Below are 22103 nucleotides of genomic sequence, written 5' to 3'. Positions count from 1 at the left end.
GCGTCGCAGAGGAAAGGAGATCCCATGTCGGACCGCTCGGAGCAGACCAACGTTTTCGGCGATGCGCTGACGCCGTGCAGCGAAAACCCGCGCACCGGCTTCTACCGCACGGGCTGCTGTGAGACGGGGCCCCAGGACCTGGGCCTGCACCTGATTTGCGCCGAAATGACGGCTGAATTCCTGGCGTTTTCCAAGAAGGCGGGCAACGACCTGTCCACCCCGCGGCCAGAATTCGGCTTTCCCGGGCTCAAGCCCGGCGACCGCTGGTGCCTGTGCGCCGGCCGCTGGCGCGAGGCGCACGAGGCCGGCGTCGCCCCGCGCGTGGTGCTGAAGTCCACGCACGAGGAAACGCTGGCGGTCATTCCCATGGACGTGCTCAAGGACTACGCCCTGGACCTGACCTGAGGCCCGGGCGCCCCCGTCCGCCAGGGCACAAGCCGGGGAACGGCCACGGTCAGGACCGCCGCCATCCCGGCCGCGCCGGCGACGGCGATCAGAATCGGCGCCCACTCCATAGGCCGGAACACGCCCAAGCCGATGATCACCAGCAGAATCGGCATGTCCAGGAAGTGCGTGAAGACGTTCAGCCGCGACTCCCGCGCTTGGCGCAGGGCCGCGCCCGGCTCGGGCCCCGCCTCCCGGGTCAGGCGGTTGAGCTTCAGGAAGGCGAGCCGGGTGATGGTGTTGCCCTCCACGAATTCCAGCGCGAACAGGGTGACCATGGCCAGCAGCCACGGCTGGCCGTACAGCCCGTCCCAGCCGTAGACGTCCCAGATCATCCAGGTTCCGGCCGCGCCCAGCAGCACCGCGCCCGGCACCACCAGTCCATCGTAGAACAGCGCCACCAGGGCGGCGGAGTCGCGGGCGGCGTCCATGGTGGCGGCGCGGCGGCCGCGCAGGTCGCAGACGAAGACGCCCGCAAGCCCGGCGAACATTACCATCACGCCGACCAGATGCCCGAATCGGGCCAGATCGAAAGCGGTCATGACAAGGCCTCCGTCCGGCGGCGCGACGGCCGCGCGATGGAAAGGACCACGATCGCCAGGATCAGGGCGACGTTGACCGGGCCGGCGATGGCTTCCCGTGCCAGGGCGTCGGGAGCCTGTGCACCGGCCGACGCCGCTTCGGCGATGCGTGCACCGGCCGGCAGCAGGACGAGCAGCCCATTGGCGGCAGCCGCAGCGACCAGTCCCAGCTTCACCGTCAGCCACGCCGGCCAGGGCCGCGGCATGCGCCGAACCATGACGATGCCGCTCAACCCCATGAGGACGAGGCCGGGGATCAGCACGAACTGGGTGCCGGTGTCCTTCAGCACCATCAGGGCGTGGTAGCGGACCGGATCCGACGGATCGGCGACGACGGACACGAGCACGTGCGACAGGACGGTGCCGACGAAGGCGGCAAGGCCAATCATATGGACGGTTCTGGCAAGGGTGCGCATGGCAAAACTCTCCCGTATGCGATGACGGGAAAAGCCTGCCATAGCAATACCTGCTGTACCATTGATTTGTGCGTAAGCGCGGGTGACCCTTGCCATGCCAAGGAGTTGCGGCCATGCTGTCGGCACCATGACCACCGACGACTCCTGGATCATCAACCGCGACTCCGCTACCGGCCCCTTCCGGGTGGACGACAGCCCCGGGTTTCTTATCAACCGGGCCGCCCGCCTGTTCGCGCAAGCGCTGGGGCAGCGGCTGGAGCCACTGGGGCTGACCATTGGCGCCTTCCCGGTGCTGCTGGCGCTGTGGGCGCAGGACGGCCGCAGCCAGCGCGAGATCGCCCGCGACCTGCCGCTGGACGAAACGACGCTCGTGCGCACGCTCGACCGCATGGCACGCGACGGGCTGGTGGTGCGCGAGCGCGATCCCGCCGACCGCCGCCGCATGATCGTCCGCCTGACGGATCACGGCCGGGCCCTGCGCGACCCGGCCCTGGCCGCCGCCGACGCAGTCAACGCGCGCGCCGAGGCCGCCCTGCCGCCCGCGGACCGGGGGAAGGCGCGCGACCTGGTGCGGGCGCTGGCTACGGGGCTGGCGCGGTCAGTCGATGAAGGCGATGCGGGATAGGGCCACGTCGGCCGGCGCGTCCTTCTCCGTCGCCACGATGGCCAGGCGCATCAGGCGGGCCGGGTCGAGCCGCGCGTCGGTCTTGTTGGGCGTGAAGGCGGAGAACGGTACGGGCAGCCGGTGCCAGGCACCGTCGCCGGCCTGGAGCGGAGCGCGGTAGCTCTGCCAGGGGCGCGACAGATCGGCTGTGCGGAGCGACAGTACATAGCCGCCGCCAAGGCCCCGCACGTCCACTTCGAGCCCGCTGAAACCGGACGCATCCACCTCGCGTCCGAAGCGGCATCCCAGCAGCAGGAAGCCGCCGTTGTTGGCCGACGACACCTCGCCGGTCAGGCGCAGGGCCGCGCGGCCCTCCACATGCTCGACGACGGCCCCGCCCTCGGACACACCGCCCATGACCTGATCCGTGGCGACATACCATTGTCCGGCGGGAACCAGTCCTTCGCCGGTGGCAACGTCGGTGATGAGCATGCAGGGCGCCTTTCCGTCCGTGATTCCGTCTCCTTAACCTGGGATGCGGGCGCGGCTGTGGAAAGGCGCTCCGCCGTCAGCGGATCGGGAACAGGGGTGCGGCAATGTCGATGCGGCCGGTGATGATGGCGCGCCGCGTCTGCTCCAGCACCGGAAGCAGGTCGCCGACCAGGGCCCCGTTGTGCCCGTCGATGGCGACGCCCACGGCGTCCTCCGCCAGGCCGAGGACGCGCGTCTCCGGCATCCAGGTCCCCCGGCCGATGGCATTGACGGCATGGACCACCGCCTTGTCCACCCGCTTCACCGCGCTGGTGAGCATGGTGCCGGGAAAGAGGTGGTTCTGATTGCTGTCCACCCCGACGGCCAGCACCCGCGCGTCGGCGGCGGCCTGATAGACGCCGACGCCGCTGCCGCCGCACACGGCGAACAACACGTCGGCCCCGCGGTCGATCTGCCGGCGGGCCGCCAGCAGGGCGCGGAAAGGATCGTCCCACACGCCCGCGCCGGCATCGGCGGCCAGCATGGTCTCGACCAGCCGCGCCCCCACCCGCGCGTGGGCCAGTCCCTGCCGGAATCCGCTCAGGAAGCGCAGCACCGGCGGCACCGGCGCCCCGCCGATGAAACCCGCCACGCCGGTCCCGCTCGCGTGCCCGGCCAGCACGCCGGCCAGAAAAGCGGCCTGATGGTCGGCAAACAGGATCGACGCCACGTTGGGCGCAACGATGGCGGCGTCAATCATGGTGAAGCGCACGCCCGGCTGGGCCGCGGCGGCGACATCGGCCACGGCCTCGCGGGCGCTGGCGCCGATGACGATGACGTCCCCGGACGCCGCCGCGGCCCGACGCAAAACCTCCGGCCGGTCGGCGGGCACGCCGACCTCGTACTCGTGCACCGTGGCCCCAAGCCGGCGCCGGGCCGCCAGCACGCCCTGGAAGCCGGACTGGTTGAAGCTCTTGTCCATCTTGCCGCCGAGGTCGTAAACCACCGAGACGGTCACAGCCCCCGCCGCCGCGCGCGCCGCGCCGCCCAGGCCTGACAGCACCGCCAGGGCGCCCAGGAGGCCGCGCCGCGTCATCATCATGACACCGCGGCCGCCAGATCGCGGCTGACATAGCCGTGGAAGTCGGCCGGTTCCATGGGCTTGCCCCAGAAGTAGCCCTGGCCCAGATGGCAGCCTTCCGCCTTGAAAAAGGCCGCGTGGTCGGCGGTTTCGATGCCCTCGGCCACCACTTCCAGCCCGAAGTCGCGGGCGATGTTGAGGATGGCGCGGGTGATGCGCACGTCCTCGTCGTTGCGCAGCATTTCGCGCACGAAGGACTGGTCGATCTTCAGGCAGTGCACCCGCAGGCGCTTGAGGTAGCTGAGCGAGGAATAGCCCGTCCCGAAATCGTCGATGGCGAGGCTCACCCCCAGGTCGCGCAGGCCGTCGAGCATCCGCATGACCTTGGCGGCATCGGTCATGATGACGCTCTCGGTGATTTCCACCTCCAGGTGGCGCGCCGGCAGGCCGGACTCGCGCAGGGCGCGCGCCACCATCTCCACCACGTCCTGGCAAAGGAACTGCACCGCCGAGACGTTGACCGCCACCTTGAGCGGCGGCAGGCCGGCATCCAGCCACGCCCTGTTCTGGCGGCAGGCTTCGCGCATCACCCACTCGCCCAGCGGCGCGATGAGGCCCGAACGCTCCGCCACCGGAATGAACTGGTCGGGGCGGATGCGGCCGCGCTGCGGGTGGTCCCACCGCACCAGCGCCTCCATGCCCACGCAGCGGCCCGAGGCGATGTCGATCTTGGGCTGATAGACCAGCGAGAACTGGCGGTTCTCGATGGCGCGGCGCAACTCCCCGCGGATGGCCTTGCGCTCCTGCTGCTGCTCCGACATGCGGGGCGCATAGACGCTCACGCCCCCGCCGGCGCCGCGGCGCTTGGCATCGTGCATGGCCATCTCGGCGCGCTGGAGCAGGTCCTGCGGGCGGCGCCCGTCGCGCGGGTGGAAGCTGATGCCGAAGGTGCCCTTGACCTCGATGGTCAGCCCCTCGACGTCCACCGGCTGGCCGAGACCCTGCGACAGCTGTTCCACATAGCCCACCAGCAGGTCCTCGTGCGCCTCGTCCATGGCCGGCACCACCAGGGCGAAATCGTCGCCGCCCAGGCGCGTCACCACGTCGCCCGGCCGCGCCCGCCGGCGCAGGCGCTCGGCCACGGCCACAAGCACGCGGTCGCCGGTGGAGTGCCCGAAGGTGTCGTTGATGTCCTTGAAGCCGTCCAGGTTCAGGTACAGCACCGCACCGCCCTGCGTCGTCCCCAGCCTCTGGGCGACGGCGTCCTCGAAGGCCAGGGTGTTGCCCAGCCCCGTCAGGCCGTCATGCCGGGCCAGGTGGGCGACCCGCGCCATGGCATCGCGGAAGGTCGTCAGCGCATATCCCATGGCCGTGACCTCGTCACGGCCGCCGACGGGAATGGGATGGTCCAGGTCGCCGGCGGCGATGGCGCGCATGCTGTGGTCGAGCTTCGTCAGGCGCCGCACCACGCTGCGGCCCACGTACAGCCAGGCGATGAGCAGCGCCGCCAGCATGGCCGCCCCGGCCACCAAGGCGAGCGTAATCTTGCTTTGGCCGAGCGCGGCGGTGGCGGCATCGCGATCGGCGGCGATGCGGCGCTGGGCGGCGCGGCTGAGCACGCCAATGGCGGAATCAAGCGCCGCCGAATGCGCCTGCAGGTCGACCAGGCGGGCCGCCGCCACCTCGCGCGCCAGACGCTCGCGCGCACGCAGGTCGAGCAGGTTGCCCTCGCCCTCCGCCAGGCGACGCAGCCGCTGCAGGAACGAGGCAAGCGCCTCGGCCGCCCCGGGGGCCACGGCAGCGCCGGTCTGCCGGTCGCGCAGGCGATCCACCGCATCAAGCGTTGCAGCAACCTTTCGGCGCAGATCCTCCACCTCGGCCGTCGTGGCCGCGTCGCGCACACCGCCCAGCAACACCAGCAGACGGTTGATTTCGGTCAGGAATGTCCAGCGGGCATCGGCGTCGGCGGCGGGTTCGCCCACCAGCATGCGGTATTCCTGGTGCAATACGTCCAGTTGCTCCAACTGCCGCGCCTGGCGCGCCGCAAGGTCCCACCGGTGCTGCATGGCCGAGCGGAGAAGCGCGAGGCTGGCGCTGATGCGCCCGGACACCTCGGCCACCTCGCGCACCGCCGGCGTGGCGCCCATGGCATCGCGCAGGCGGCGGTGGGTGGTGATGAAGGCTTCCTCCGCCTGGGCCACACGCGCCGACTCTGCGGCCAGTTCAGCCTCGCTGCCGGCGAACACGACGGAGGCCGCGCCGGCGATCAGCGCGTTGGACCGCTGCGCCAGGCGCGACAGCTCCACCAGGGTAGGGATGCGCTCGCCGGTGATGCGATCGAGCGTGCCGGCGGTATTGCTGAAGGTCGCCCACGCCAGCACGCTGACCAGGGCCGTGGCGCCGGCGATGGCCAGGAACGCCGCCCACAGCTTGGCGCGGATGCCGAAGCGGGGCGCGGGCGGCGGCGGCTGCCTTGCCGCGCCTTCGTGGGAGGCGGAGTCGGGAGCCGCGAGCGAACGCGGCGGCGGGGCGGCGGCTCCGGCCATGATGAGATCCCGGAGTCAGGGGAGAACGATCGGCGTGCCGTATGAGCCGAAAGTGTTAGCCAACCGTCGTGATCCGGGCCAGTGACACTTTTTTGGAACACCATCCTGCCGCCGCCGTGCCGGTCCGATGGCTCCGCCGTCAGGCCGCCGCCTTGAGATCCTCTTCCAGCCGGCGCGAGCGCTTGGAGACGTACTTCCACATCATGGTGCCGAAGAACCGCCCGAAACGGCCGTGCGGGCGGATGCCGGCCGCCTTGAGCACCATGTTCGACGCGCGCTCCACATGCGGGGCGCGATAGCAGCTGAAGGCCCGCGCCGCATAGGCCAGGTTGGCCGTCTTGCGGTCGTAGGGGTGGCTGTCATCGAAGTTGGCGCAGTAGTAGGCATAGGACAGTTCGTCGTCCTCGCTTTCCTTGATGCGCGACACCGCCACCATGATCCGCCGCCATGTCGGGATGTTCTCGCGGTCCAGGTACTTTTTCATGTGGGTGTAGAACATCTTGTAGTGGCGGAACTCGTCGCCGGCGATGCGGTGGCAGATTTCCTTCAGAACCGGCTCCTCCGCCGCATCGCGCAGGGCGCTGTAGAAGGAACTGGTGCCGGTTTCCACGATGCAGCGCGCGATCAACTCGCCAGTCCGCGAGCCGCGGGTGGAGGCGTCGACGTCGATGGGGATCTGGTAGCCCTCGCGGAACCGGCGGAAGGCGTCGCGATAGTCGAATCCGGGATCGGCCATCTCGGCCCAGCGGCCCAGGGCATCGCCGTGCTGGATCTCCTCGGCCTCCCAATGGGTGGCCATGTCCGCGAAGTAGCTGTCGTCGTGAAACACGTTGCGCAGATAGGCGGTGTAGTCCGCCGCGTTGCGCTCCACCATGGCCGCAGCCTTGATCACCTTGAGGATTTCCGGATCGACCTTGGCCGGGTCATAGCGGTCCCAGGGAATGTCCTCAAGCGTCCAGTGCTTCATGTCGGTTCCTCGGTTGCAACGTGGTGCCGTCCATCCTGATGATGGGCGTGCCGGCCATGGTTTCAACAACGCGGAAGCGTCGTGTCGCGTCGCACAATCGGTAATAATTCCATGCCCTTGCCGCTAAGGGAAGCACTCGCATGGCTGCTCTGCCGGGCCGCCGCCGCCTTGCGATGCACGGTCGCGGCGACCTGAACGGAAAGAGGGGCCGGCAGCAGCGCCAGCCCCTCTTTCCAGTGTTCCAGCCCCGGCCCGGACGTCCTGCCGGTCGGGCCGCCGACCGCCGATCAGGCGATGGCGTCGCGCATGGCTTCGGCGACGGCGACGTTCTTGGCGGCCTGCGCCTTCTCGACGTCGGTGTCGGCTTCCTGCTCGGCGTCGCGGGCGGCCTGCAGGCGCTTTTCAACGTCGTCGCGCGTCAGGTCCGACAGCACGACGGCTTCCTCGGCCAGCACCGTGCAGCGTTCTTCGGTCACTTCGGCGAAACCGCCGGCGACGAAGATCTGGTTGGCGACCTTGCCGTCCTTGTAGATGTCCAACACGCCGGGGCGCACGGTGGACAGCATGGGAGCATGGCGCGGCATGGCGCCGAAGTTGCCCTCGGACCCGGGCACGATCACCATCTCGACCGGCTCGGAGACCAGCAGCTTCTCCGGCGAGACCAGTTCGAATTCAAGCGTTTCCGCCATGGTTCCTCCGACGGCCCGTGTGTGCCGCAAGCGGCGCGTGGGCCCTGTACTTCCCGAAAGACGGGGCGCGATCGTGCGGAAACAGGATCGCGCCCCGGCCGTTGCGTTGCGTCAAGCGTCCGCTTACGCGGCCTCGGCCGCCATCTTCTTGGCCTTTTCGATGGCCTCGTCGATGGTGCCCAGCATGTAGAAGGACTGCTCGGGCATGTGGTCGTAGTCGCCGTTGATGATGCCCTTGAAGCCCTTGATGGTGTCTTCCAGGTTCACGAACACGCCCGGCGAGCCGGTGAACACCTCGGCCACGTGGAACGGCTGCGACAGGAAGCGCTGCAGCTTACGGGCGCGGGCGACCGTCAGCTTGTCCTCTTCCGACAGTTCGTCCATGCCCAGGATGGCGATGATGTCCTGCAGCGACTTGTAGGCCTGCAGGACACGCTGCACCTCACGGGCCGTCTCGTAGTGCTCCTGGCCGACGACCTTGGGGTCCAGCGCGCGGGACGTGGAGTCCAGCGGGTCCACGGCCGGGTAGATGCCCAGCTCGGCGATGGAGCGGTTGAGCACGGTCGTGGCGTCCAGGTGGGCGAACGAGGTCGCGGGCGCCGGGTCGGTCAGGTCGTCGGCGGGCACGTAGATGGCCTGCACGGACGTGATCGAGCCCTTGTTGGTCGAGGTGATGCGCTCCTGCAGGGCGCCCATGTCGGTCGACAGGGTGGGCTGGTAGCCCACGGCCGAGGGAATGCGGCCCAGCAGCGCCGACACTTCCGAACCCGCCTGGGTGAAGCGGAAGATGTTGTCGACGAAGAACAGCACGTCCTGGCCTTCCTCGTCGCGGAAGTATTCCGCCTGGGTCAGGCCGGACAGGGCGACGCGGGCACGGGCGCCCGGCGGCTCGTTCATCTGGCCGTAGACCAGGGCGGCCTTGGAGTTGCCGCCTTCGAGGTCGATAACGCCCGACTCGATCATCTCGTGGTAGAGGTCGTTGCCCTCGCGGGTCCGCTCACCGACGCCGGCGAACACGGAGTAACCGCCGTGGCCCTTCGCGACGTTGTTGATCAGCTCCATGATGAGCACGGTCTTGCCCACGCCGGCACCGCCGAACAGGCCGACCTTGCCGCCCTTGGTGTAGGGGGCCAGCAGGTCGATGACCTTGATGCCCGTGACCAGGATCTCGGTCTCGGTGGACTGGTCGGCGAACTTCGGCGCCTCGCGGTGGATCGGCCAGCGGGTCTTGGTGTTCACCGGACCACGCTCGTCCACCGGCTCGCCGATGACGTTCATGATGCGGCCCAGGGTCTCCGGGCCGACCGGCACGGCGATCGGCTGACCGGTGGCAGTCGCCTGCGCGCCGCGGGTCAGACCGTCGGTGCTTTCCATGGCGATGGTGCGAACCGTCGCCTCACCGAGGTGCTGGGCCACCTCCAGCACCAGCCGCTGGCCATTGTTATCAACCTCGAGCGCCGACATGATGGCCGGCAGTTCCCCCTCGAACTTGACGTCCACGACGGCGCCCAGAATCTGGGTGATCGTACCGACGTTGTTCTGCGCCATGGGTTTAAGCTCCTTACGAACCACGCTTAAGTGGATTTGAATTTCGTATCAGTCAGCGTTTGCCGGCCGCGCCCTACAGGGCCTCGGCGCCGGAGATGATCTCGATCAGTTCCTTCGTGATCATCGCCTGACGGGTGCGGTTGTAGGTCAGCGTCAGCTTGTTGATCATGTCGCCGGCGTTGCGGGTGGCGTTGTCCATCGCCGCCATGCGGGCGCCCTGCTCGGAAGCGGAGCTTTCCAGCAGCGACGAGAAGATCTGCATCGCAACGTTGCGCGGCAGCAGCTCGGCGAGGATGCCCTCTTCCGACGGCTCGTACTCGTAGGAGGCCTTCGGACCGGCCGGCGCCTCGTTGGCGTTGGCGGCCTCGGGCACCGGGAAGGGCACGAGCTGCTGGAGGGTGACCACCTGGCTGATGGCCGACTTGAACTTGTTGTAGACCACCGTGCAGACGTCGAACTCGCCGTTCTCGTACATCGCCAGGATGCGCGCGGCGATCTCGTCGGCTTCCGAGAACGACAGGCCCTTCTTGCCCACGCCCTCGTAGCCGTCGATGAGCTTGTCCTTGTGGTCGCGCTTCAGCGCGTCGCGGCCCTTGCGGCCGATGGTCAGCAGCTTGACCTGCTTGCCCTCGGCCTGAAGCTCGGCCACCCGGTTGCGGGTGGCGCGCACGATGGACCCGTTGAAACCGCCGCACAGACCGCGATCGGCCGTCATCACGACCAGCAGGTGCACCTCGTCCTTGCCCGTGCCGGACAGGAGCTTGGGCGCACCGGGCAGGCCGGCCATGGAGCCGGCCAGCCCGCCCAGCATGCGGTCCATCCGCTCGGCGTAGGGACGGGCGGCCTCAGCGGCGTCCTGGGCGCGACGCAGCTTCGATGCCGCCACCATCTTCATGGCGGAGGTGATCTTCTGCGTCGACTTCACCGAGGCGATGCGCCCGCGAAGGTCCTTCAAGCTTGCCATTGGGTACAGACCCTTCCTTCAGCCGTTGCGGATGCCGTCGATTACGCCGCGAAGGACTTCGCGAAGTTGTCAAGGAAGCTCTTCAGCTTGTCCTTGACCTCGTCGGTCAGCTTCTGCTCGGTGCGGATCGTCTCCAGGATCTCCGGCGCCTTGGCGTGGATTTCGTGGAGCAGTTCCTTCTCGAAGCGGTTCACGGCGGTGACCGGCAGCTTGTCGAGGTAGCCGTTGGTGCCCGCGAAGATGGACACGACCTGCTCCTCCACCGCCAGCGGCGAGAACTGCGGCTGCTTCAGCAGCTCGGTCAGGCGCTCACCACGGTTCAGCAGCTTCTGCGTCGCCGGGTCGAGGTCGGAGGCGAACTGCGCGAAGGCGGCCATCTCGCGGTACTGGGCCAGTTCCAGCTTGATGGAGCCGGCGACCTGCTTCATGGCCTTCACCTGGGCCGAGGAGCCCACGCGGGACACCGACAGGCCGACGTTCACGGCCGGGCGGATGCCCTTGAAGAACAGGCCGGTCTCCAGGAAGATCTGACCGTCGGTGATGGAAATCACGTTGGTCGGAATGTAGGCGGAGACGTCACCGGCCTGGGTTTCGATGACCGGCAGGGCGGTCAGCGAGCCGGCACCGTTCTCGTCGTTGAGCTTCGCGGCGCGCTCCAGCAGGCGGCTGTGGAGGTAGAACACGTCGCCGGGGAACGCCTCGCGGCCCGGCGGACGGCGCAGCAGCAGCGACATCTGGCGGTACGCCACGGCCTGCTTGGACAGGTCGTCGTAGAAGATGGTGGCGTGCATGCCGTTGTCGCGGAAGTACTCGCCCATGGCGCAGCCGGTGTACGGCGCCAGGAACTGCATCGGCGCCGGGTCCGACGCGGTGGCGGCGACGATGATGGTGTAGTCCAGCGCGCCGTGGTCGGCCAGGGTCTTCACGACCTGGGCCACCGTCGAACGCTTCTGACCGACGGCCACGTAGATGCAGTACATCTTGTCCTTTTCGGACTTCGCGGCGTCGTTGATCTTCTTCTGGTTGATGATGGTGTCCAGAATGATCGCGGTCTTGCCGGTCTGACGGTCACCGATGATCAGCTCGCGCTGGCCGCGGCCGACCGGGATCAGGGCGTCGATCGACTTGATGCCGGTCTGCACGGGTTCGTGCACCGACTTGCGCGGGATGATGCCCGGGGCCTTCATCTCGGCGCGGCGACGGGCAGAGTCGGACAGGTCGCCCTTGCCGTCGATGGCGATACCCAGGCCGTCGACCACGCGGCCGCACAGCTCCGGCCCGACCGGCACGTCCACGATGGTGCCGGTGCGCTTGACGGTGTCACCTTCCTTGATGCCCACGTCGGAGCCGAAGATCACCACGCCGACGTTGTCGGATTCGAGGTTCAGGGCCATGCCCTTAACGCCGCCCGGGAACTCGACCATTTCGCCGGCCTGCACGTTGTCCAGGCCGTGGATGCGGGCGATGCCGTCACCGACGGACAGGACCCGGCCGATTTCCGCGACGTCGGCCTCGGTGCCGAAATTGGCGATCTGTTCCTTAAGGATAGCGGAGATTTCCGCGGCGCGGATTTCCATCACCCAACCCCTTTCATGGCGAGCTGAAGTCGTTGCAGCTTCGTACGGAGAGAATTGTCGATCATGCGCGAGCCGACGCGGACGACCAGGCCACCGATCAGGCCCGGGTCGACCCGGGTCTCGAGGGCCACGTCCTTGCCCACGGCCTGCTTCAGGGAAGCGGCCAGGGCCTCGGTTTGCGCGTCGGACAGCGGTTTGGCGGAGACGACCTCGGCGCTGATCTCGCCACGCTTGGCGGCGAGGCGCTCGAGGAATGCGTCGATAACGGCCGGAAGAGCGAACAGGCGGCGGTTGGTCGCCACCAGGCCGAGGAAGTTGCGGGTGACGCCCTGCATCCCGGCCTTGTCGGCCAGGGCGGCGACGCCCTTCGCCTGCTCGGTCCGCGACAGCACCGGGCTGTCGATGAACCGGCGGAAGTCGGCGCTCTCGGCGACCATGGTCTTCAGGCCGCGCAGGTCATCGGCCACCTGGTCCAGAACGCCCTTTTCCTCCGCCAGCTCGAACAGCGCGGACGCGTAGCGGTCGGCCAGGCCGGATGATGCTGATTTGGATGCCACGTGCGACTAGCCCCGTTTTAGTGCGTTTCGGACACCGGAAGAATCGCTTAACGACTTGAATTAGCTCGCATATGCGCGGCAGCGCCAAGCTAGTCCCCCGCAAGCGCGTGAGCTAGGTAGCATAACCGCCATGGCAGTGCAAGCACTCGGGACAACCCGTTTGGGCAGGGTCTCCCCCTCCGGCGCGGCGGATTGTGCCACGATGATCCCTTCAAGGAAAGCCGCAGGATCAAAGAAAACTGTAAGGGTCCACATCCACCTGCACGCGGACCGAATGGGGCACCTTCACGCGGCCCAGCCACGCCGCCACCACAGGCTGCACGCGCACGCCCCGCGGCGCCTTCAGAAGGAACCGCCGCCGGTGCCGGCCGCGCAGCATGGCCAGCGGCGCCGGGGCCGGGCCCAGCACCTCCACGTTCGCCTCCCGGGGGGCGGCGCGGGAAAGCTGCGCGCAGGCGGCATCCACCGCCCCCTCGTCCTCGCCCGAGACGATGAGCGCCGCCAGCCGGCCGTAGGGCGGCATGGACGTGGCGCGCCGCCCCTCGGCCTCGGCCTCCAGGAACTGCGCCGTCTCGCCGGTGACCATGGCCTGGATCACCGGATGCTCCGGCTGATAGGTCTGAAGCATCACCCGCCCCTGCTTGGCCGCGCGCCCTGCCCGGCCAGCCACCTGGGTGAGCAGCTGGTAGGTGCGCTCCGCCGCCCGCAGGTCCCCACCCGACAGGCCAAGATCGCTGTCGACGACGGCCACCAGCGTCAGTTCGGGAAAGTGCAGGCCCTTGGCCAGCACCTGCGTCCCTATAAGAAGGTCGACCTCGTGGGCGGCGATTCGCTCCATCAGCGCCGCCGCCGCCAGCGGACCGCCCAGCGTGTCGGAGGCGACCACCACCGACCGCGCCTCCGGCCAGCGGCCGACGACCTCTTCCGCCAGGCGCTCCACGCCGGGTCCGCAGGCGGCCAGGCTGTCCTCGTCACCGCACTGCGGGCACTGGCGGGGCGTCGGCTCGGAATGGCCGCAGTGGTGACAGACCAGCCGCCGGACCAGCCGGTGCTCCACCAGCCACGCGGTGCAGTTGGGGCACTGGATGCGGAAGCCGCAGGTTCGGCAGAGTGTCAGCGGCGCATAACCGCGGCGGTTGAGGAACAGAAGCACCTGCTCGCCCCGCTCCAGCGTCTCGCTCACCGCGTCGACCACCGGCGGCGCCAGCCAGGAGCGGCCCCAGTCGCCTTTCTCGGGCGGCATGCGGCGCATGTCCACCACATCCACGTCGGGCAGGAGCGACCCGCCGTGGCGCTCTGGCAGGTGGAGCTTGTCGTAGCGGCCCGATTCGGCGTTGAGCACCGTTTCCAGCGACGGCGTGGCGCTCGCCAGCACCACCGGGACCGACCCCAGCTGCCCGCGCACCACCGCCATGTCGCGGGCGTGGTAGGACACGCCGTCCTCCTGCTTGAAGGCCTGCTCGTGCTCCTCGTCCACCACCACCAGCCCCAGATCGCGGAACGGCAGGAACAGGGCCGAGCGCGCGCCCACCACCACCGCCGCGCGGCCGTTGGCGACGGCGCGCCACACGTCGCGCCGCCGGGCCTGGGTCAGTTCGGAATGCCACTCCAGCGGCGGCACGCCGAAGCGGCGGCGGAAGCGCGACAGCCATTGGCTGGTCAGGCTGATCTCGGGCACCAGCACCAGCACCTGCCGCCCGCGCCGCAGGGCCTCGGCCACGGCCTCGAAATAGACCTCCGTCTTGCCCGAGCCCGTCACCCCCTCCAGCAGGGCGACGGAGAAGGCGTGGCCGCGCACCCGTGAGCGCAGGTCTTCGGCGATTTCTTCCTGACCAGCCGAAAGGGTGGGGCCCGGGTGGTCCGGGTCGGGGCGCGGCGGGTCGAGCTGCGGATGCACCAGGCTCGGCACCAGCACGCCGGCCTGCGCCAGCCCCTTCACCACGCCGTCGGACACGCCGGCCTCCCGCGCCAGGTCGCCCGCCGGCAGGGGCGGCAGGTCGGCGGCGACATTCAGCACGGCCCGCCGGGCGCGCGTCTCCTTGACGCCGAGCGCCGCCAGATCGGGCGGATGGTCCGGGTCGGGCAGGCCGTAGACGGTCAGCGGCCGCGGCTCCTCCAGCGCCTGGGGCACGCTGATCGCCATCTTGAGAACCGCGCCGGGCGGGCTGAGGGTGTAGGCTGCCACCCAGTCCACGAAGCGGCGCGTCACCTGGGGCAGCGGCGTGGCCGGCAGGACGCGCAGGATGTCGCGCACCTTCGCTTCGGCCACGGCGCCCTCGCCCGCGCCCCAGACCACGCCGATCTCGCGCCGTTTGCCCAGCGGCACCTCCACCGGCTGGCCCTCGGCCACGGCCGGGCCTGAGCGGGGCACGCGGTAATCATAAAGACCGCCCAGCGGCAGGGGCAGCAGCACACCCACCCGCGCGCCGGGCGGGTAGAGCGGCGCGGCGGCGTCGCACGCACTGGATGCAGAGGTTGCGGACATGGGCGCGACTGTGGCGGGGCGGGGTTCCATCCGCTACACTCTAGCCGACCCGGACGGGGACCGCCACGACAAGTCCCTGAACGGGAAGCGCTTTCCCGAACACCTGATCCTCCCCATCAGAAACGGCGACACTCTTTCCATGAAGTTCTTCATCGACACGGCCGACCTTGCCGACATTCGCGACCTGGCCGAGACGGGCCTCGTCGACGGCGTGACCACCAACCCGTCGCTGGCCGCCAAGGCGGGCATGAAGTTCACCGACCTGGTGAAGGAAATCTGCGACGTCGTCCCCGGCCCCGTCAGCGCCGAGGTCACCGCCCCCGACCACGCCACGATGATGCGCGAGGCCGACCACCTGCGGAAGATCGCCGACAACGTCTGCATCAAGGTGCCGCTGACGCCCGACGGGCTGAAGACCTGCCGCAAGCTGGCCGACGACGGCACTATGGTCAACGTGACGCTGTGCTTCAGCCCGGCGCAGGCGATCCTGGCGGCCAAGGCGGGTGCGGCCTTCGTGTCGCCCTTCGTCGGCCGCCTGGACGACATCGGGCAGGACGGCCTGGGCCTGATCGCCGAGATCGTGAGCATCTACGCCAACTATCTGGACATCGGCACGGAAGTGCTGGTCGCCAGCGTCCGCCATCCCATCCATGTGACGGAATCGGCCAAGCTGGGCGCCCACGTGGCGACCATGCCGCCGAAGGTGCTGCGCCAGCTCTACAACCACCCGCTCACCGACAAGGGCTTGGCCGCCTTCACCGCCGACTGGGAGAAGTCGGGCCTGAAGATCCTGGAGGACTGAGACGTGGCCGAGCAGGGCAACGCCTCCGACGACACACCCCCCCCGACCCCGCGACAGGTCAAGGCGTACCTGCGGGAGCACCCGGAGTTCCTGACCAACAACATGCCGTTGCTGGCGGAACTGCTGCCCGACCTGTCGCCGGAAAGCAACGTGGTCGACCTGCAGTCGGCCGTGGTCAAGCGCCTGCGCAAAGAGGTGGAGGACCTGAAGGCCTCGGCGAAGGCCCTCATCACCACCACGCGGTCCAACATGTCCACGCAGGAGCGCACGCACCAGGCCGCCCTCGCGGTCCTGGCCGCCGAGGGCATGGACAGCCTGGCGCGCATCATCACCGACGAGTTGCCGGTGGTGCTGCAGGTGGACGTGGTCACTATCGCCTTCGAACCCGGCCTGCCCAAGCCGGCGGCGCTTTACGTCCAGGAACTGGGCGCCGGGGAACTGGACGCGATGCTGGGCGAGAATGCTCCCGCCCGCCTGCGCGAAACCGTCGAGGGCGAACAGCCGCTCTACGGCGCCGCCGCGCGGCTGGTGACGTCGGACGCTCTGGTTCGGCTGCAGCCCGGCGAGGGCCTGCCCGAGGGCGTTCTGGCGCTGGGCACCCGGACCGAGGGCACCTTCCATCCGCAGCAGGGGACCGAGCTTCTGGGCTTCCTGGCGCGGGTGGTGGAACACATGGTGCGGCGATGGGCGACGGCGGACACCAGCGAACCGGCGTGATTCCGCAGACGGCGGACGAGGACCGGGCGGCGGCGGATGCCCTGCCGCCCGGCCTGCCGCCCGATCCGGCGTTGCGCGACGCCATCGTGCGCTGGCGCCGCTGGCTGACGGCCGAACGCGGCGCCAGCATCCATACGCTGACCAACTACCAGCGCGACCTGTTCTTCTTCCTGCGGTTCCTGACGGATTACCTGGGTGCCGAGCCGACGCTCGCCGACCTGGGCAAGCTGACGGCGGCGGACTTCCGCAGCTATCTGGCCCACCGCACCGCCGAAGGCATCGCCCGCACCTCGCTCGGCCGGGCCATGAGCACCCTGCGCGGCTTCTACCGCGCCTGCGACCGCATGGGGCTGATGCACAACCCGGCCATCGACCTGGTGCGCAACCCGCGCCCGCCGCGCAGCATCCCGAAGCCGCTGGCTGAGGCGGAGGCGATGGAGGTGCTGCCCACGGTGGGCGAGCTTACGGACACGCCGTGGATCGCCGCCCGCGACACGGCCCTCATCACCCTTCTTTACGGCTGCGGCCTGCGCATCGGCGAGGCGCTGGGCCTGACCGTCGCCGACCGTCCGACGGCGGAAACCATGCGCGTGCTCGGCAAGGGGCGGAAGGAGCGCCTGGTGCCCGTCCTGCCGGCCGTGCGGCAGGCCGTCGACGCCTACCTGGCCCTGCGCCCCCATCCCGCCCCGCCCGACAGCCCCCTGTTCGTGGGAGCGTGCGGCGGCCCGTTGAGTCCGCGCATGGCGCAGCGGACCATGGAGAAGGTGCGTCACCTGCTCGGACTGCCCGAGACGGCGACGCCCCATGCGCTGCGGCACTCCTTCGCGACCCACCTGCTGGGACGGGGCGGCGATCTGCGCACCATCCAGGAACTGCTGGGCCACGCCAACCTGTCGACCACCCAGCGCTATACCGAAGTGGACGCCGCCCGGCTTAAGAGCGTCTACGACTCGGCGCACCCGCGCGCCCGAAAGGGTTGAACGCGGCAACCGCCCCTTCCCCGAGCCCGTTTTGCCGGTAAGCCCGCCGCACGTCCCCCGCGGCGGAGATCGGACACCGGAAACGGGAGCAGCTCATGCGACGCGAGAACCCTGGTGAAGTCACCACCGCCGAACGCAGCGGCATCATGAAGGCCTTCCTGCTGACCCTGCTGCTGGCGGGCGGCACCATCATTCTGGCCGGCTGCAACACCATGGAAGGCATCGGCGAGGATACCCAGGCCGCCGGCCAGGCGCTCGAAGATACCGCCGAGGATGCGAGCGACTAAGGATGGCGCGGAACATGGCATCGCCGGAGATGGACCGCGAAACCTATTGCGCCAACCTTGAGGCGCGGGTCACGGCCCTCCGGCACCGCATCGAAGAAGTGGAGCGCGCGGAGGAGGCCGAGCGGGTGAACACGCCCGGCCATCCTCCGAGCGACGCCCTGAAGGACCTCCAGGCCCGCCACGACGAACTGTCGCGCAGCCTGGCGCGCTGCCAGTTCATCGAGGAAGACGACTGGGTCAGCGCCCGCGACGAGGCGGAATCCGCCTTCGCCCGGGTGGAAAACGCACTGGAGACGGCCACCGCCCGCTATCGCGGACGGGGCAGCGGCGGCGGCTGAAGTGCCGCTATTCCCCGCCCTCGCCCTGCGGCAGGGGATCGGTGGCCTCGATCATGCGCCGGACGCCGCGCGGCATCCGGTGCTTGAGGCCGTTCAGGCGGCGGGAGAAGCCCGGCAGGGCACGCCGGCGCTCGCGGATCACGCGGCGCACGGTTTTCGATTCGCGCGCCAACAGATACAGCCCCACCGCCACCATCGGCAAGCCGACAGGCACCGGCGTCGGGGCCGTCACCGCCCCCACGACCACCAGGATCCAGCCCAGCCCCAGGCGCACGAGACGCCCCAGAGGCGTACGGCCCGGCGGTGGGTCGAGATCGGGCACGGGATCATGGGGCGCATAAGGGGCGGTCACCGAACGGCATCCTTTTCCTGAACGGTCGCAAGGACGCTCGCACGGAGCCCGGCACGGCGCAAGCGTCTCTATGGTGACGATGACGCCGCCATCATGCGCGTCGGGTCACTGCGACAGGCGCCCGCGCAGGCCCCATGCCATGGCGAGCGGCCCCAGCAGGCCGACCACGCCCACCGAGGCGAACGCCCATCCCCAGGCCGTCCGGCCCGGCTCGGCGCCGCCGGCGGCGTCCAGCACGATCCCCATGACCAACGGCCCCACGAACGCCGCCAGGAAGCCCACCAGCGAATGCACCGCCAGCGTAGCGCCGCGTCGGCCATCCTCGGCGTGTTCCACCGCGCCCGTTGTCAGGGCCGCCGAATCAAGCTGGATGAAACCGGCGTACAGCAGCATCACCATCGCCATCACCGGATAGGAGGCACCCGCCGCCGGCCCGACGGCGAACGCCGTGGCGGCGGAAACAGCCATGTAGGCCATCACCAGGCGCCCGCGCCCCAGGCGCGTCGCCACCTCCGCCCCCGCCAGCGAACAGCCGAAGGCGACCAGCGCGCCCAGCGTTGCCACCGCGCTGGGCGCCAGCCACCCCTCGGCATGGGCCGCAGCGCCGGGAAGGGCGGCGGCGAAGGCCAGGAAGGCCACCACCCACGACCGGAAGGCGAACAACTCCCACATGTGCACGGCTTATCCCAGCACATAGCCCATGGCCGGCCGGTTGCGCAGGACGGGGCGGAAGTCCAGCAGGCGGGTGGGCGTCGGAGTGGCTTCGGGCGCGCGTGGTTTCAGCGCCAGGATCAGCACCACCGCCAGGGCCGCCGCGCCGGCCGCCAATCCGAAGGCGGCACGCCAGCCCGCCCAATCCGCCACCGCCGCCGAGGCCGCGTAGGACCCCGCCGTACCCAGGCTGAAGCAGGCGGTATACAGCGGCACCACGCGCGGCCGCACCTGCGGCGAAACGCGGTCGACCAGCACGCGCAGGCCCGGCATGTAGGTGCCCGCCAGTGCCGCCCCGCCCAGCGCCCGGAACAGCAGCGCCGCCCAGAAGCCGTCCGCCAGCAGCGCGAAACCGGCGCAGGCCACCACGTTCACCGCCGCGCCGACGGCATAGACCCGGCGCGCGTCCATGCGGTCGGTCAGGCTTACCAGCACGGGAGCGGCCAGCGCGTAGGCGGCGAAGTAGACGCCCGAAATCCAGCCGGCCTGCGTGTTGCTCAGGTCCCATGCCTCCATGAATCCGGGCAGCAGGGCCGGAAAGGTGAAGACGCCCACCATGGTGCAGACCTCGGCGAGGCAGACGGCGGCGACAAGCTTGGTCAGGGCGGCAGACATGCGCCGGCTATACGCCCTGAAGCCCCGGGTGAAAAGGGCCGTTGCCGCGTGCGTCGATCGCGATCCGGCCGACCGTCTCATCCGTTTCTATCAACCCTGACGCAATAAGCCCGAGGAGACGTTCGCCATGACCCGGACACGCCCGCCCGGATCGGACCACCCCATCTCCATCGTCCCGGCGCCCAACCCGGTCGAGGTGCGCCTGGGAGAAACCATCGTGGCCGATTCCACGGCTGCCAAGCGCCTGAAGGAGCAGGGCTACCCGCCGCGCGACTACATCCCGCGCGAGGATGTGCGCATGGACCTGATGGAGCCGACCGAGACCCGAACTTTCTGCCCCTTCAAGGGCGACGCCACCTACTACGCCGTCGTGACCCCCGAGGACCGGCGCGAGGATGTTGCCTGGTCCTACGAGGACCCGCCGGAATGGATGGCCGACATCAAGGGTCACCTCTGCTTCTACGACGAGCGCCTGGACGGCTGACGCCGCCGCCCACCCGTCAACCGATCCGCCCAGAAAAAACCCGCCGCGCCCAGAGGGCCGGCGGGTTTCTGCATGGGGCGCGCGGGGCGCCGCCGCTGCTGGGGATAAAGGCACTCGCGTCAGCTCAGGTCGCCTTCGCCCATCTGCATCGAGGTGCGCAGGTTGGCGCGGCCGCGCGACAGGCGGGACTTCATGGTGCCCACGGGCAGGTGCGTTTCCTCGGCCGCCTCGTGGTGGGAGCGCTCTTCCATGCCCAGCATGTGGACGGCGGCGCGTTCCTGCTCCGACAGGCCGTCCATGGCGGCCACCGTTTCCTTCAGGAAGACGCTGTGGACCTGACTGGGACGGGCGGCGGTGTTCTCGTCGTGCACGGCCTGCTGCATATACCGCATCGAGACGGCCTCGCGGCGCTTCTGGCTGATGAAGACGTTGCGCATCATGGTGAACAGCCAGCTGCGGAGGTTGGTGCCCGGCTTGTAGAGGTGCCACTTGCGGATGGCCCGCTCAACGCAATCCTGCACGAGATCGTTGGCATCGTCCTCGGTGCGGGTCAGCGAGCGCGCATAACGCTTCAGGTCGGGAATCAGGGTCTCGATCTGCTGGTTTGCGGCCATGCTCATCTCGAACTCCCTTCGACATTCAAGTCTTCGCGTCGCGGACCTCGGGAACCGGGCGGGCCGGCTGTTGCCGTCGACGTCATGGTCAAAGGATGGATCGGGACCCCGTAAAGCCTCCATGTGAGGATGTCCGTCCCAGCATAAAAAGAACGTTGGTGCCCGCCCGGCCTTCCCACGCCCCTGGAAATCGCGGGGCCACAGGCGGAAAACGGCGTCATGTGCGGGCCTTGGGTACGCCACCCAGGAAACGGGGAAGGCAGACAAACGCGTCAGCGCGGCGAGTCGCTGCATAAAGAGGACATAAAAAACGGCGCCTCGAAGGCGCCGCGCGAAAACGGGTCGGATGGGCGGCCCGCCGCGTCAATCCAGCGGGTTCGGCCGGTCGATAAGGCCCTCGGCCAGTTCCACGCGCGACAGGTGGCCGCGTGCCCGCTCTGCCTCTTCGCGCGTCACCTCGTTGGATGCCGAGCGCGCCTCCGCACTGCGTTTCCAGCGTTCCAGGATGGCGCGTTTCTGCTGGACGGTCAGGTGCGCGTGTGCGGCCACCTCGGTCGGGTCGTCGAAGACGGTGGTAGGGTCCAGCATGGCCGCCTCCAGATCGATGGGGCGTTCGTCGTCGCTCTCGGCCATGGCATCCTGCCCTTGTTCCGTTGCTGTCGTCGCGGTCCGTTCCTTGAGGCTACGACTCGCGGCGCGAAGCGGTTCCCGGCGCGCGTCGCGGCGTTGCCGAGCGGCGCGACCCGTCCCACGAGCCCCGCTCGGATGCCGATCCCTGCCCGCCGGCGAACGCGCCACCGAAGGTTCCGTGCCCCGGGGCGCGGCCGTGGGCGGCTGCCCGCCCGGCGCGCGTGCCCTGCGTGCCGTCGGGGCGGAGGCGGCGGTACATCACCGCGGCGCCGGCGATGGCAAAGCTGGCGGCGAAGATGACGGCCAGCAGCCGCGCCAGGGCGGCTGCGCCGGGCTCCCCGCCATCCTCGAAGGAGGTGAAGCCGAAGAGCCCGGTAAGCACCGCCAGAATGAAGAACGTCATCGCGGTATAGGTCATGGTGTCGGGCCTTGCGTCTCTTTCCTCTCGATCGACCGCCGGCCGTGGCGTGGCGCAGTCTTCTATAACGTCTCAGGTCGCGTCGGGTGCGGCGGACGTATGCCGTTTGTGCACGCGCGATATGATTTTGAACGCGACGGTACGGAATCGGTTGCGGCCGGCACAACCACTTTTCCGACGATGTTGCGCTGCAAAAACGCCATCATTTTTGAGACGCACCACGTC

At 69.3% G+C, this 22103-nt stretch carries 26 protein-coding genes; 8 read left to right on the top strand and 18 right to left on the bottom strand.

Annotated features, from left to right (window positions below; translation table 11 throughout):
- The first annotated feature begins 24 nt into the window (after window positions 1-24).
- Entirely contained in the window at window positions 25-405 is a 381-nt protein-coding gene (locus C882_RS02890; RefSeq protein ID WP_009539041.1) for a DUF2237 family protein, read from the top strand.
- Here the strand turns inward: C882_RS02890 and C882_RS24885 are convergent.
- Together C882_RS24885 and C882_RS24880 are read right to left on the bottom strand one after the other, a co-directional pair.
- Window positions 384-986: a DUF2269 family protein gene (locus C882_RS24885; RefSeq protein ID WP_009539040.1), complete on the bottom strand. Its 603-nt coding sequence runs from the start codon at window positions 984-986 to the stop codon at window positions 384-386. The two genes, C882_RS02890 and C882_RS24885, sit on opposite strands and share 22 nt — an antisense overlap.
- Window positions 983-1441, bottom strand: coding sequence for a hypothetical protein (locus tag C882_RS24880; protein ID WP_009539039.1), 459 nt, complete (start codon window positions 1439-1441; stop codon window positions 983-985). The genes C882_RS24885 and C882_RS24880 overlap by 4 nt, the downstream gene beginning before the upstream one ends.
- 127 nt (window positions 1442-1568) lie before the next feature.
- On the opposite strand from C882_RS24880, the gene C882_RS02870 reads away from it, so the two are divergent.
- Window positions 1569-2066 (top strand): MarR family winged helix-turn-helix transcriptional regulator, encoded by a 498-nt coding sequence (locus C882_RS02870; RefSeq protein WP_009539038.1) that lies wholly within the window; start codon window positions 1569-1571, stop codon window positions 2064-2066.
- On the opposite strand, the gene C882_RS02865 is transcribed toward C882_RS02870, so the two are convergent.
- The 10 genes from C882_RS02865 to C882_RS02820 all read right to left on the bottom strand — a co-directional run bounded on the left by C882_RS02865 (window position 2040) and on the right by C882_RS02820 (window position 14930).
- Window positions 2040-2537: a CIA30 family protein gene (locus C882_RS02865; protein ID WP_009539037.1), complete on the bottom strand. Its 498-nt coding sequence runs from the start codon at window positions 2535-2537 to the stop codon at window positions 2040-2042. The two genes, C882_RS02870 and C882_RS02865, sit on opposite strands and share 27 nt — an antisense overlap.
- Window positions 2538-2613: 76 nt before the next feature.
- Window positions 2614-3618 (bottom strand): BMP family ABC transporter substrate-binding protein, encoded by a 1005-nt coding sequence (locus C882_RS02860; RefSeq protein ID WP_009539036.1) that lies wholly within the window; start codon window positions 3616-3618, stop codon window positions 2614-2616.
- Window positions 3615-6143, bottom strand: coding sequence for a putative bifunctional diguanylate cyclase/phosphodiesterase (locus C882_RS22870; RefSeq protein ID WP_009539035.1), 2529 nt, complete (start codon window positions 6141-6143; stop codon window positions 3615-3617). The genes C882_RS02860 and C882_RS22870 overlap by 4 nt, the downstream gene beginning before the upstream one ends.
- A 139-nt stretch (window positions 6144-6282) precedes the next feature.
- Window positions 6283-7110 (bottom strand): acyl-ACP desaturase, encoded by an 828-nt coding sequence (locus C882_RS02850; protein WP_009539034.1) that lies wholly within the window; start codon window positions 7108-7110, stop codon window positions 6283-6285.
- A 287-nt stretch (window positions 7111-7397) separates the two neighbouring features.
- On the bottom strand, window positions 7398-7799 hold the full coding sequence (locus tag C882_RS02845) for a F0F1 ATP synthase subunit epsilon (protein WP_009539033.1): 402 nt from the start codon (window positions 7797-7799) through the stop codon (window positions 7398-7400).
- Between the two features lie 123 nt (window positions 7800-7922).
- Window positions 7923-9347, bottom strand: a complete 1425-nt coding sequence (atpD, locus tag C882_RS02840; RefSeq protein WP_009539032.1) for a F0F1 ATP synthase subunit beta — start codon at window positions 9345-9347, stop codon at window positions 7923-7925.
- Window positions 9348-9420: 73 nt separating this feature from the next.
- A complete protein-coding gene (locus tag C882_RS02835; protein WP_009539031.1) occupies window positions 9421-10311 on the bottom strand; it encodes a F0F1 ATP synthase subunit gamma in 891 nt (296 codons plus the stop codon).
- Window positions 10312-10352: 41 nt separating this feature from the next.
- Window positions 10353-11888 carry a F0F1 ATP synthase subunit alpha gene (gene atpA, locus C882_RS02830; RefSeq protein ID WP_043643114.1) on the bottom strand — a complete coding sequence of 512 codons (1536 nt, stop codon included), beginning with the start codon at window positions 11886-11888 and terminating at the stop codon, window positions 10353-10355.
- A complete protein-coding gene (locus tag C882_RS02825) occupies window positions 11888-12445 on the bottom strand; it encodes a F0F1 ATP synthase subunit delta (protein ID WP_009539029.1) in 558 nt (185 codons plus the stop codon). The genes atpA and C882_RS02825 overlap by 1 nt, the downstream gene beginning before the upstream one ends.
- A gap of 229 nt (window positions 12446-12674) precedes the next feature.
- Window positions 12675-14930 carry a primosomal protein N' gene (locus C882_RS02820; protein WP_152415169.1) on the bottom strand — a complete coding sequence of 752 codons (2256 nt, stop codon included), beginning with the start codon at window positions 14928-14930 and terminating at the stop codon, window positions 12675-12677.
- 139 nt (window positions 14931-15069) lie between these two features.
- Between C882_RS02820 and fsa the strand changes: the two genes are divergently transcribed.
- The 5 genes from fsa to C882_RS02795 all read left to right on the top strand — a co-directional run bounded on the left by fsa (window position 15070) and on the right by C882_RS02795 (window position 18054).
- A complete protein-coding gene (gene fsa, locus C882_RS02815) occupies window positions 15070-15732 on the top strand; it encodes a fructose-6-phosphate aldolase (RefSeq protein WP_009539027.1) in 663 nt (220 codons plus the stop codon).
- Between the two features lie 3 nt (window positions 15733-15735).
- Window positions 15736-16449: a DUF484 family protein gene (locus tag C882_RS02810; protein WP_009539026.1), complete on the top strand. Its 714-nt coding sequence runs from the start codon at window positions 15736-15738 to the stop codon at window positions 16447-16449.
- Entirely contained in the window at window positions 16446-17429 is a 984-nt protein-coding gene (locus tag C882_RS02805) for a tyrosine recombinase XerC (RefSeq protein ID WP_009539025.1), read from the top strand. Before C882_RS02810 ends, C882_RS02805 begins: the two co-directional genes overlap by 4 nt.
- Before the next feature lie 95 nt (window positions 17430-17524).
- Complete coding sequence (locus tag C882_RS02800; RefSeq protein ID WP_009539024.1) at window positions 17525-17716, top strand: entericidin A/B family lipoprotein; 192 nt, start codon at window positions 17525-17527, stop codon at window positions 17714-17716.
- Between the two features lie 14 nt (window positions 17717-17730).
- On the top strand, window positions 17731-18054 hold the full coding sequence (locus tag C882_RS02795; protein WP_009539023.1) for a hypothetical protein: 324 nt from the start codon (window positions 17731-17733) through the stop codon (window positions 18052-18054).
- Between the two features lie 7 nt (window positions 18055-18061).
- On the opposite strand, the gene C882_RS23810 is transcribed toward C882_RS02795, so the two are convergent.
- The 3 genes from C882_RS23810 to C882_RS24330 form a co-directional block, all read right to left on the bottom strand.
- Window positions 18062-18406, bottom strand: a complete 345-nt coding sequence (locus C882_RS23810) for a PGPGW domain-containing protein (protein WP_160166763.1) — start codon at window positions 18404-18406, stop codon at window positions 18062-18064.
- 105 nt (window positions 18407-18511) lie between these two features.
- Window positions 18512-19078, bottom strand: a complete 567-nt coding sequence (locus C882_RS24335) for an MFS transporter (protein WP_009539021.1) — start codon at window positions 19076-19078, stop codon at window positions 18512-18514.
- Between the two features lie 9 nt (window positions 19079-19087).
- Entirely contained in the window at window positions 19088-19732 is a 645-nt protein-coding gene (locus C882_RS24330) for an MFS transporter (protein ID WP_009539020.1), read from the bottom strand.
- A gap of 127 nt (window positions 19733-19859) precedes the next feature.
- On the opposite strand from C882_RS24330, the gene C882_RS02780 reads away from it, so the two are divergent.
- Window positions 19860-20216, top strand: coding sequence for a DUF427 domain-containing protein (locus tag C882_RS02780; RefSeq protein ID WP_009539019.1), 357 nt, complete (start codon window positions 19860-19862; stop codon window positions 20214-20216).
- Window positions 20217-20335: 119 nt separating this feature from the next.
- Here the strand turns inward: C882_RS02780 and C882_RS02775 are convergent, their stop codons facing one another.
- From C882_RS02775 to C882_RS25205, 3 genes are all read right to left on the bottom strand, one after another.
- A complete protein-coding gene (locus tag C882_RS02775) occupies window positions 20336-20836 on the bottom strand; it encodes a sigma-70 family RNA polymerase sigma factor (RefSeq protein ID WP_009539018.1) in 501 nt (166 codons plus the stop codon).
- 357 nt (window positions 20837-21193) lie between these two features.
- The gene (locus C882_RS02770) at window positions 21194-21463 is read right to left on the bottom strand and encodes a hypothetical protein (protein ID WP_009539017.1); all 270 of its coding nucleotides are present in this window, start codon (window positions 21461-21463) and stop codon (window positions 21194-21196) included.
- 49 nt (window positions 21464-21512) lie between these two features.
- A complete protein-coding gene (locus C882_RS25205; protein WP_009539016.1) occupies window positions 21513-21878 on the bottom strand; it encodes a hypothetical protein in 366 nt (121 codons plus the stop codon).
- Window positions 21879-22103: the final 225 nt, after the last annotated feature.

This window comes from Caenispirillum salinarum AK4, assembly GCF_000315795.1.
Lineage (GTDB): Bacteria > Pseudomonadota > Alphaproteobacteria > Rhodospirillales > Rhodospirillaceae > Caenispirillum > Caenispirillum salinarum.
This window is presented reverse-complemented; position numbering and strand designations above follow the sequence as displayed.

Bases quoted from the DNA above. Each gene is read 5' to 3' on its own strand.
- C882_RS02795 (WP_009539023.1), top strand. From the start codon at position 17,731: ATGGCATCGCCGGAGATGGACCGCGAAACCTATTGCGCCAACCTTGAG.
- C882_RS02780 (WP_009539019.1), top strand. From the start codon at position 19,860: ATGACCCGGACACGCCCGCCCGGATCGGACCACCCCATCTCCATCGTC.
- C882_RS24880 (WP_009539039.1), bottom strand. From the start codon at position 1,441: ATGCGCACCCTTGCCAGAACCGTCCATATGATTGGCCTTGCCGCCTTC.
- fsa (WP_009539027.1), top strand. From the start codon at position 15,070: ATGAAGTTCTTCATCGACACGGCCGACCTTGCCGACATTCGCGACCTG.
- C882_RS24885 (WP_009539040.1), bottom strand. From the start codon at position 986: ATGACCGCTTTCGATCTGGCCCGATTCGGGCATCTGGTCGGCGTGATG.
- C882_RS22870 (WP_009539035.1), bottom strand. From the start codon at position 6,143: ATGGCCGGAGCCGCCGCCCCGCCGCCGCGTTCGCTCGCGGCTCCCGAC.
- C882_RS02800 (WP_009539024.1), top strand. From the start codon at position 17,525: ATGCGACGCGAGAACCCTGGTGAAGTCACCACCGCCGAACGCAGCGGC.
- atpA (WP_043643114.1), bottom strand. From the start codon at position 11,888: ATGGAAATCCGCGCCGCGGAAATCTCCGCTATCCTTAAGGAACAGATC.
- C882_RS02775 (WP_009539018.1), bottom strand. From the start codon at position 20,836: ATGAGCATGGCCGCAAACCAGCAGATCGAGACCCTGATTCCCGACCTG.
- C882_RS02865 (WP_009539037.1), bottom strand. From the start codon at position 2,537: ATGCTCATCACCGACGTTGCCACCGGCGAAGGACTGGTTCCCGCCGGA.
- C882_RS02820 (WP_152415169.1), bottom strand. From the start codon at position 14,930: ATGTCCGCAACCTCTGCATCCAGTGCGTGCGACGCCGCCGCGCCGCTC.
- C882_RS02850 (WP_009539034.1), bottom strand. From the start codon at position 7,110: ATGAAGCACTGGACGCTTGAGGACATTCCCTGGGACCGCTATGACCCG.
- C882_RS02860 (WP_009539036.1), bottom strand. From the start codon at position 3,618: ATGATGATGACGCGGCGCGGCCTCCTGGGCGCCCTGGCGGTGCTGTCA.
- C882_RS02870 (WP_009539038.1), top strand. From the start codon at position 1,569: ATGACCACCGACGACTCCTGGATCATCAACCGCGACTCCGCTACCGGC.
- C882_RS02835 (WP_009539031.1), bottom strand. From the start codon at position 10,311: ATGGCAAGCTTGAAGGACCTTCGCGGGCGCATCGCCTCGGTGAAGTCG.
- C882_RS24335 (WP_009539021.1), bottom strand. From the start codon at position 19,078: ATGTGGGAGTTGTTCGCCTTCCGGTCGTGGGTGGTGGCCTTCCTGGCC.
- C882_RS02890 (WP_009539041.1), top strand. From the start codon at position 25: ATGTCGGACCGCTCGGAGCAGACCAACGTTTTCGGCGATGCGCTGACG.
- atpD (WP_009539032.1), bottom strand. From the start codon at position 9,347: ATGGCGCAGAACAACGTCGGTACGATCACCCAGATTCTGGGCGCCGTC.
- C882_RS24330 (WP_009539020.1), bottom strand. From the start codon at position 19,732: ATGTCTGCCGCCCTGACCAAGCTTGTCGCCGCCGTCTGCCTCGCCGAG.
- C882_RS02845 (WP_009539033.1), bottom strand. From the start codon at position 7,799: ATGGCGGAAACGCTTGAATTCGAACTGGTCTCGCCGGAGAAGCTGCTG.
- C882_RS25205 (WP_009539016.1), bottom strand. From the start codon at position 21,878: ATGACCTATACCGCGATGACGTTCTTCATTCTGGCGGTGCTTACCGGG.
- C882_RS02770 (WP_009539017.1), bottom strand. From the start codon at position 21,463: ATGGCCGAGAGCGACGACGAACGCCCCATCGATCTGGAGGCGGCCATG.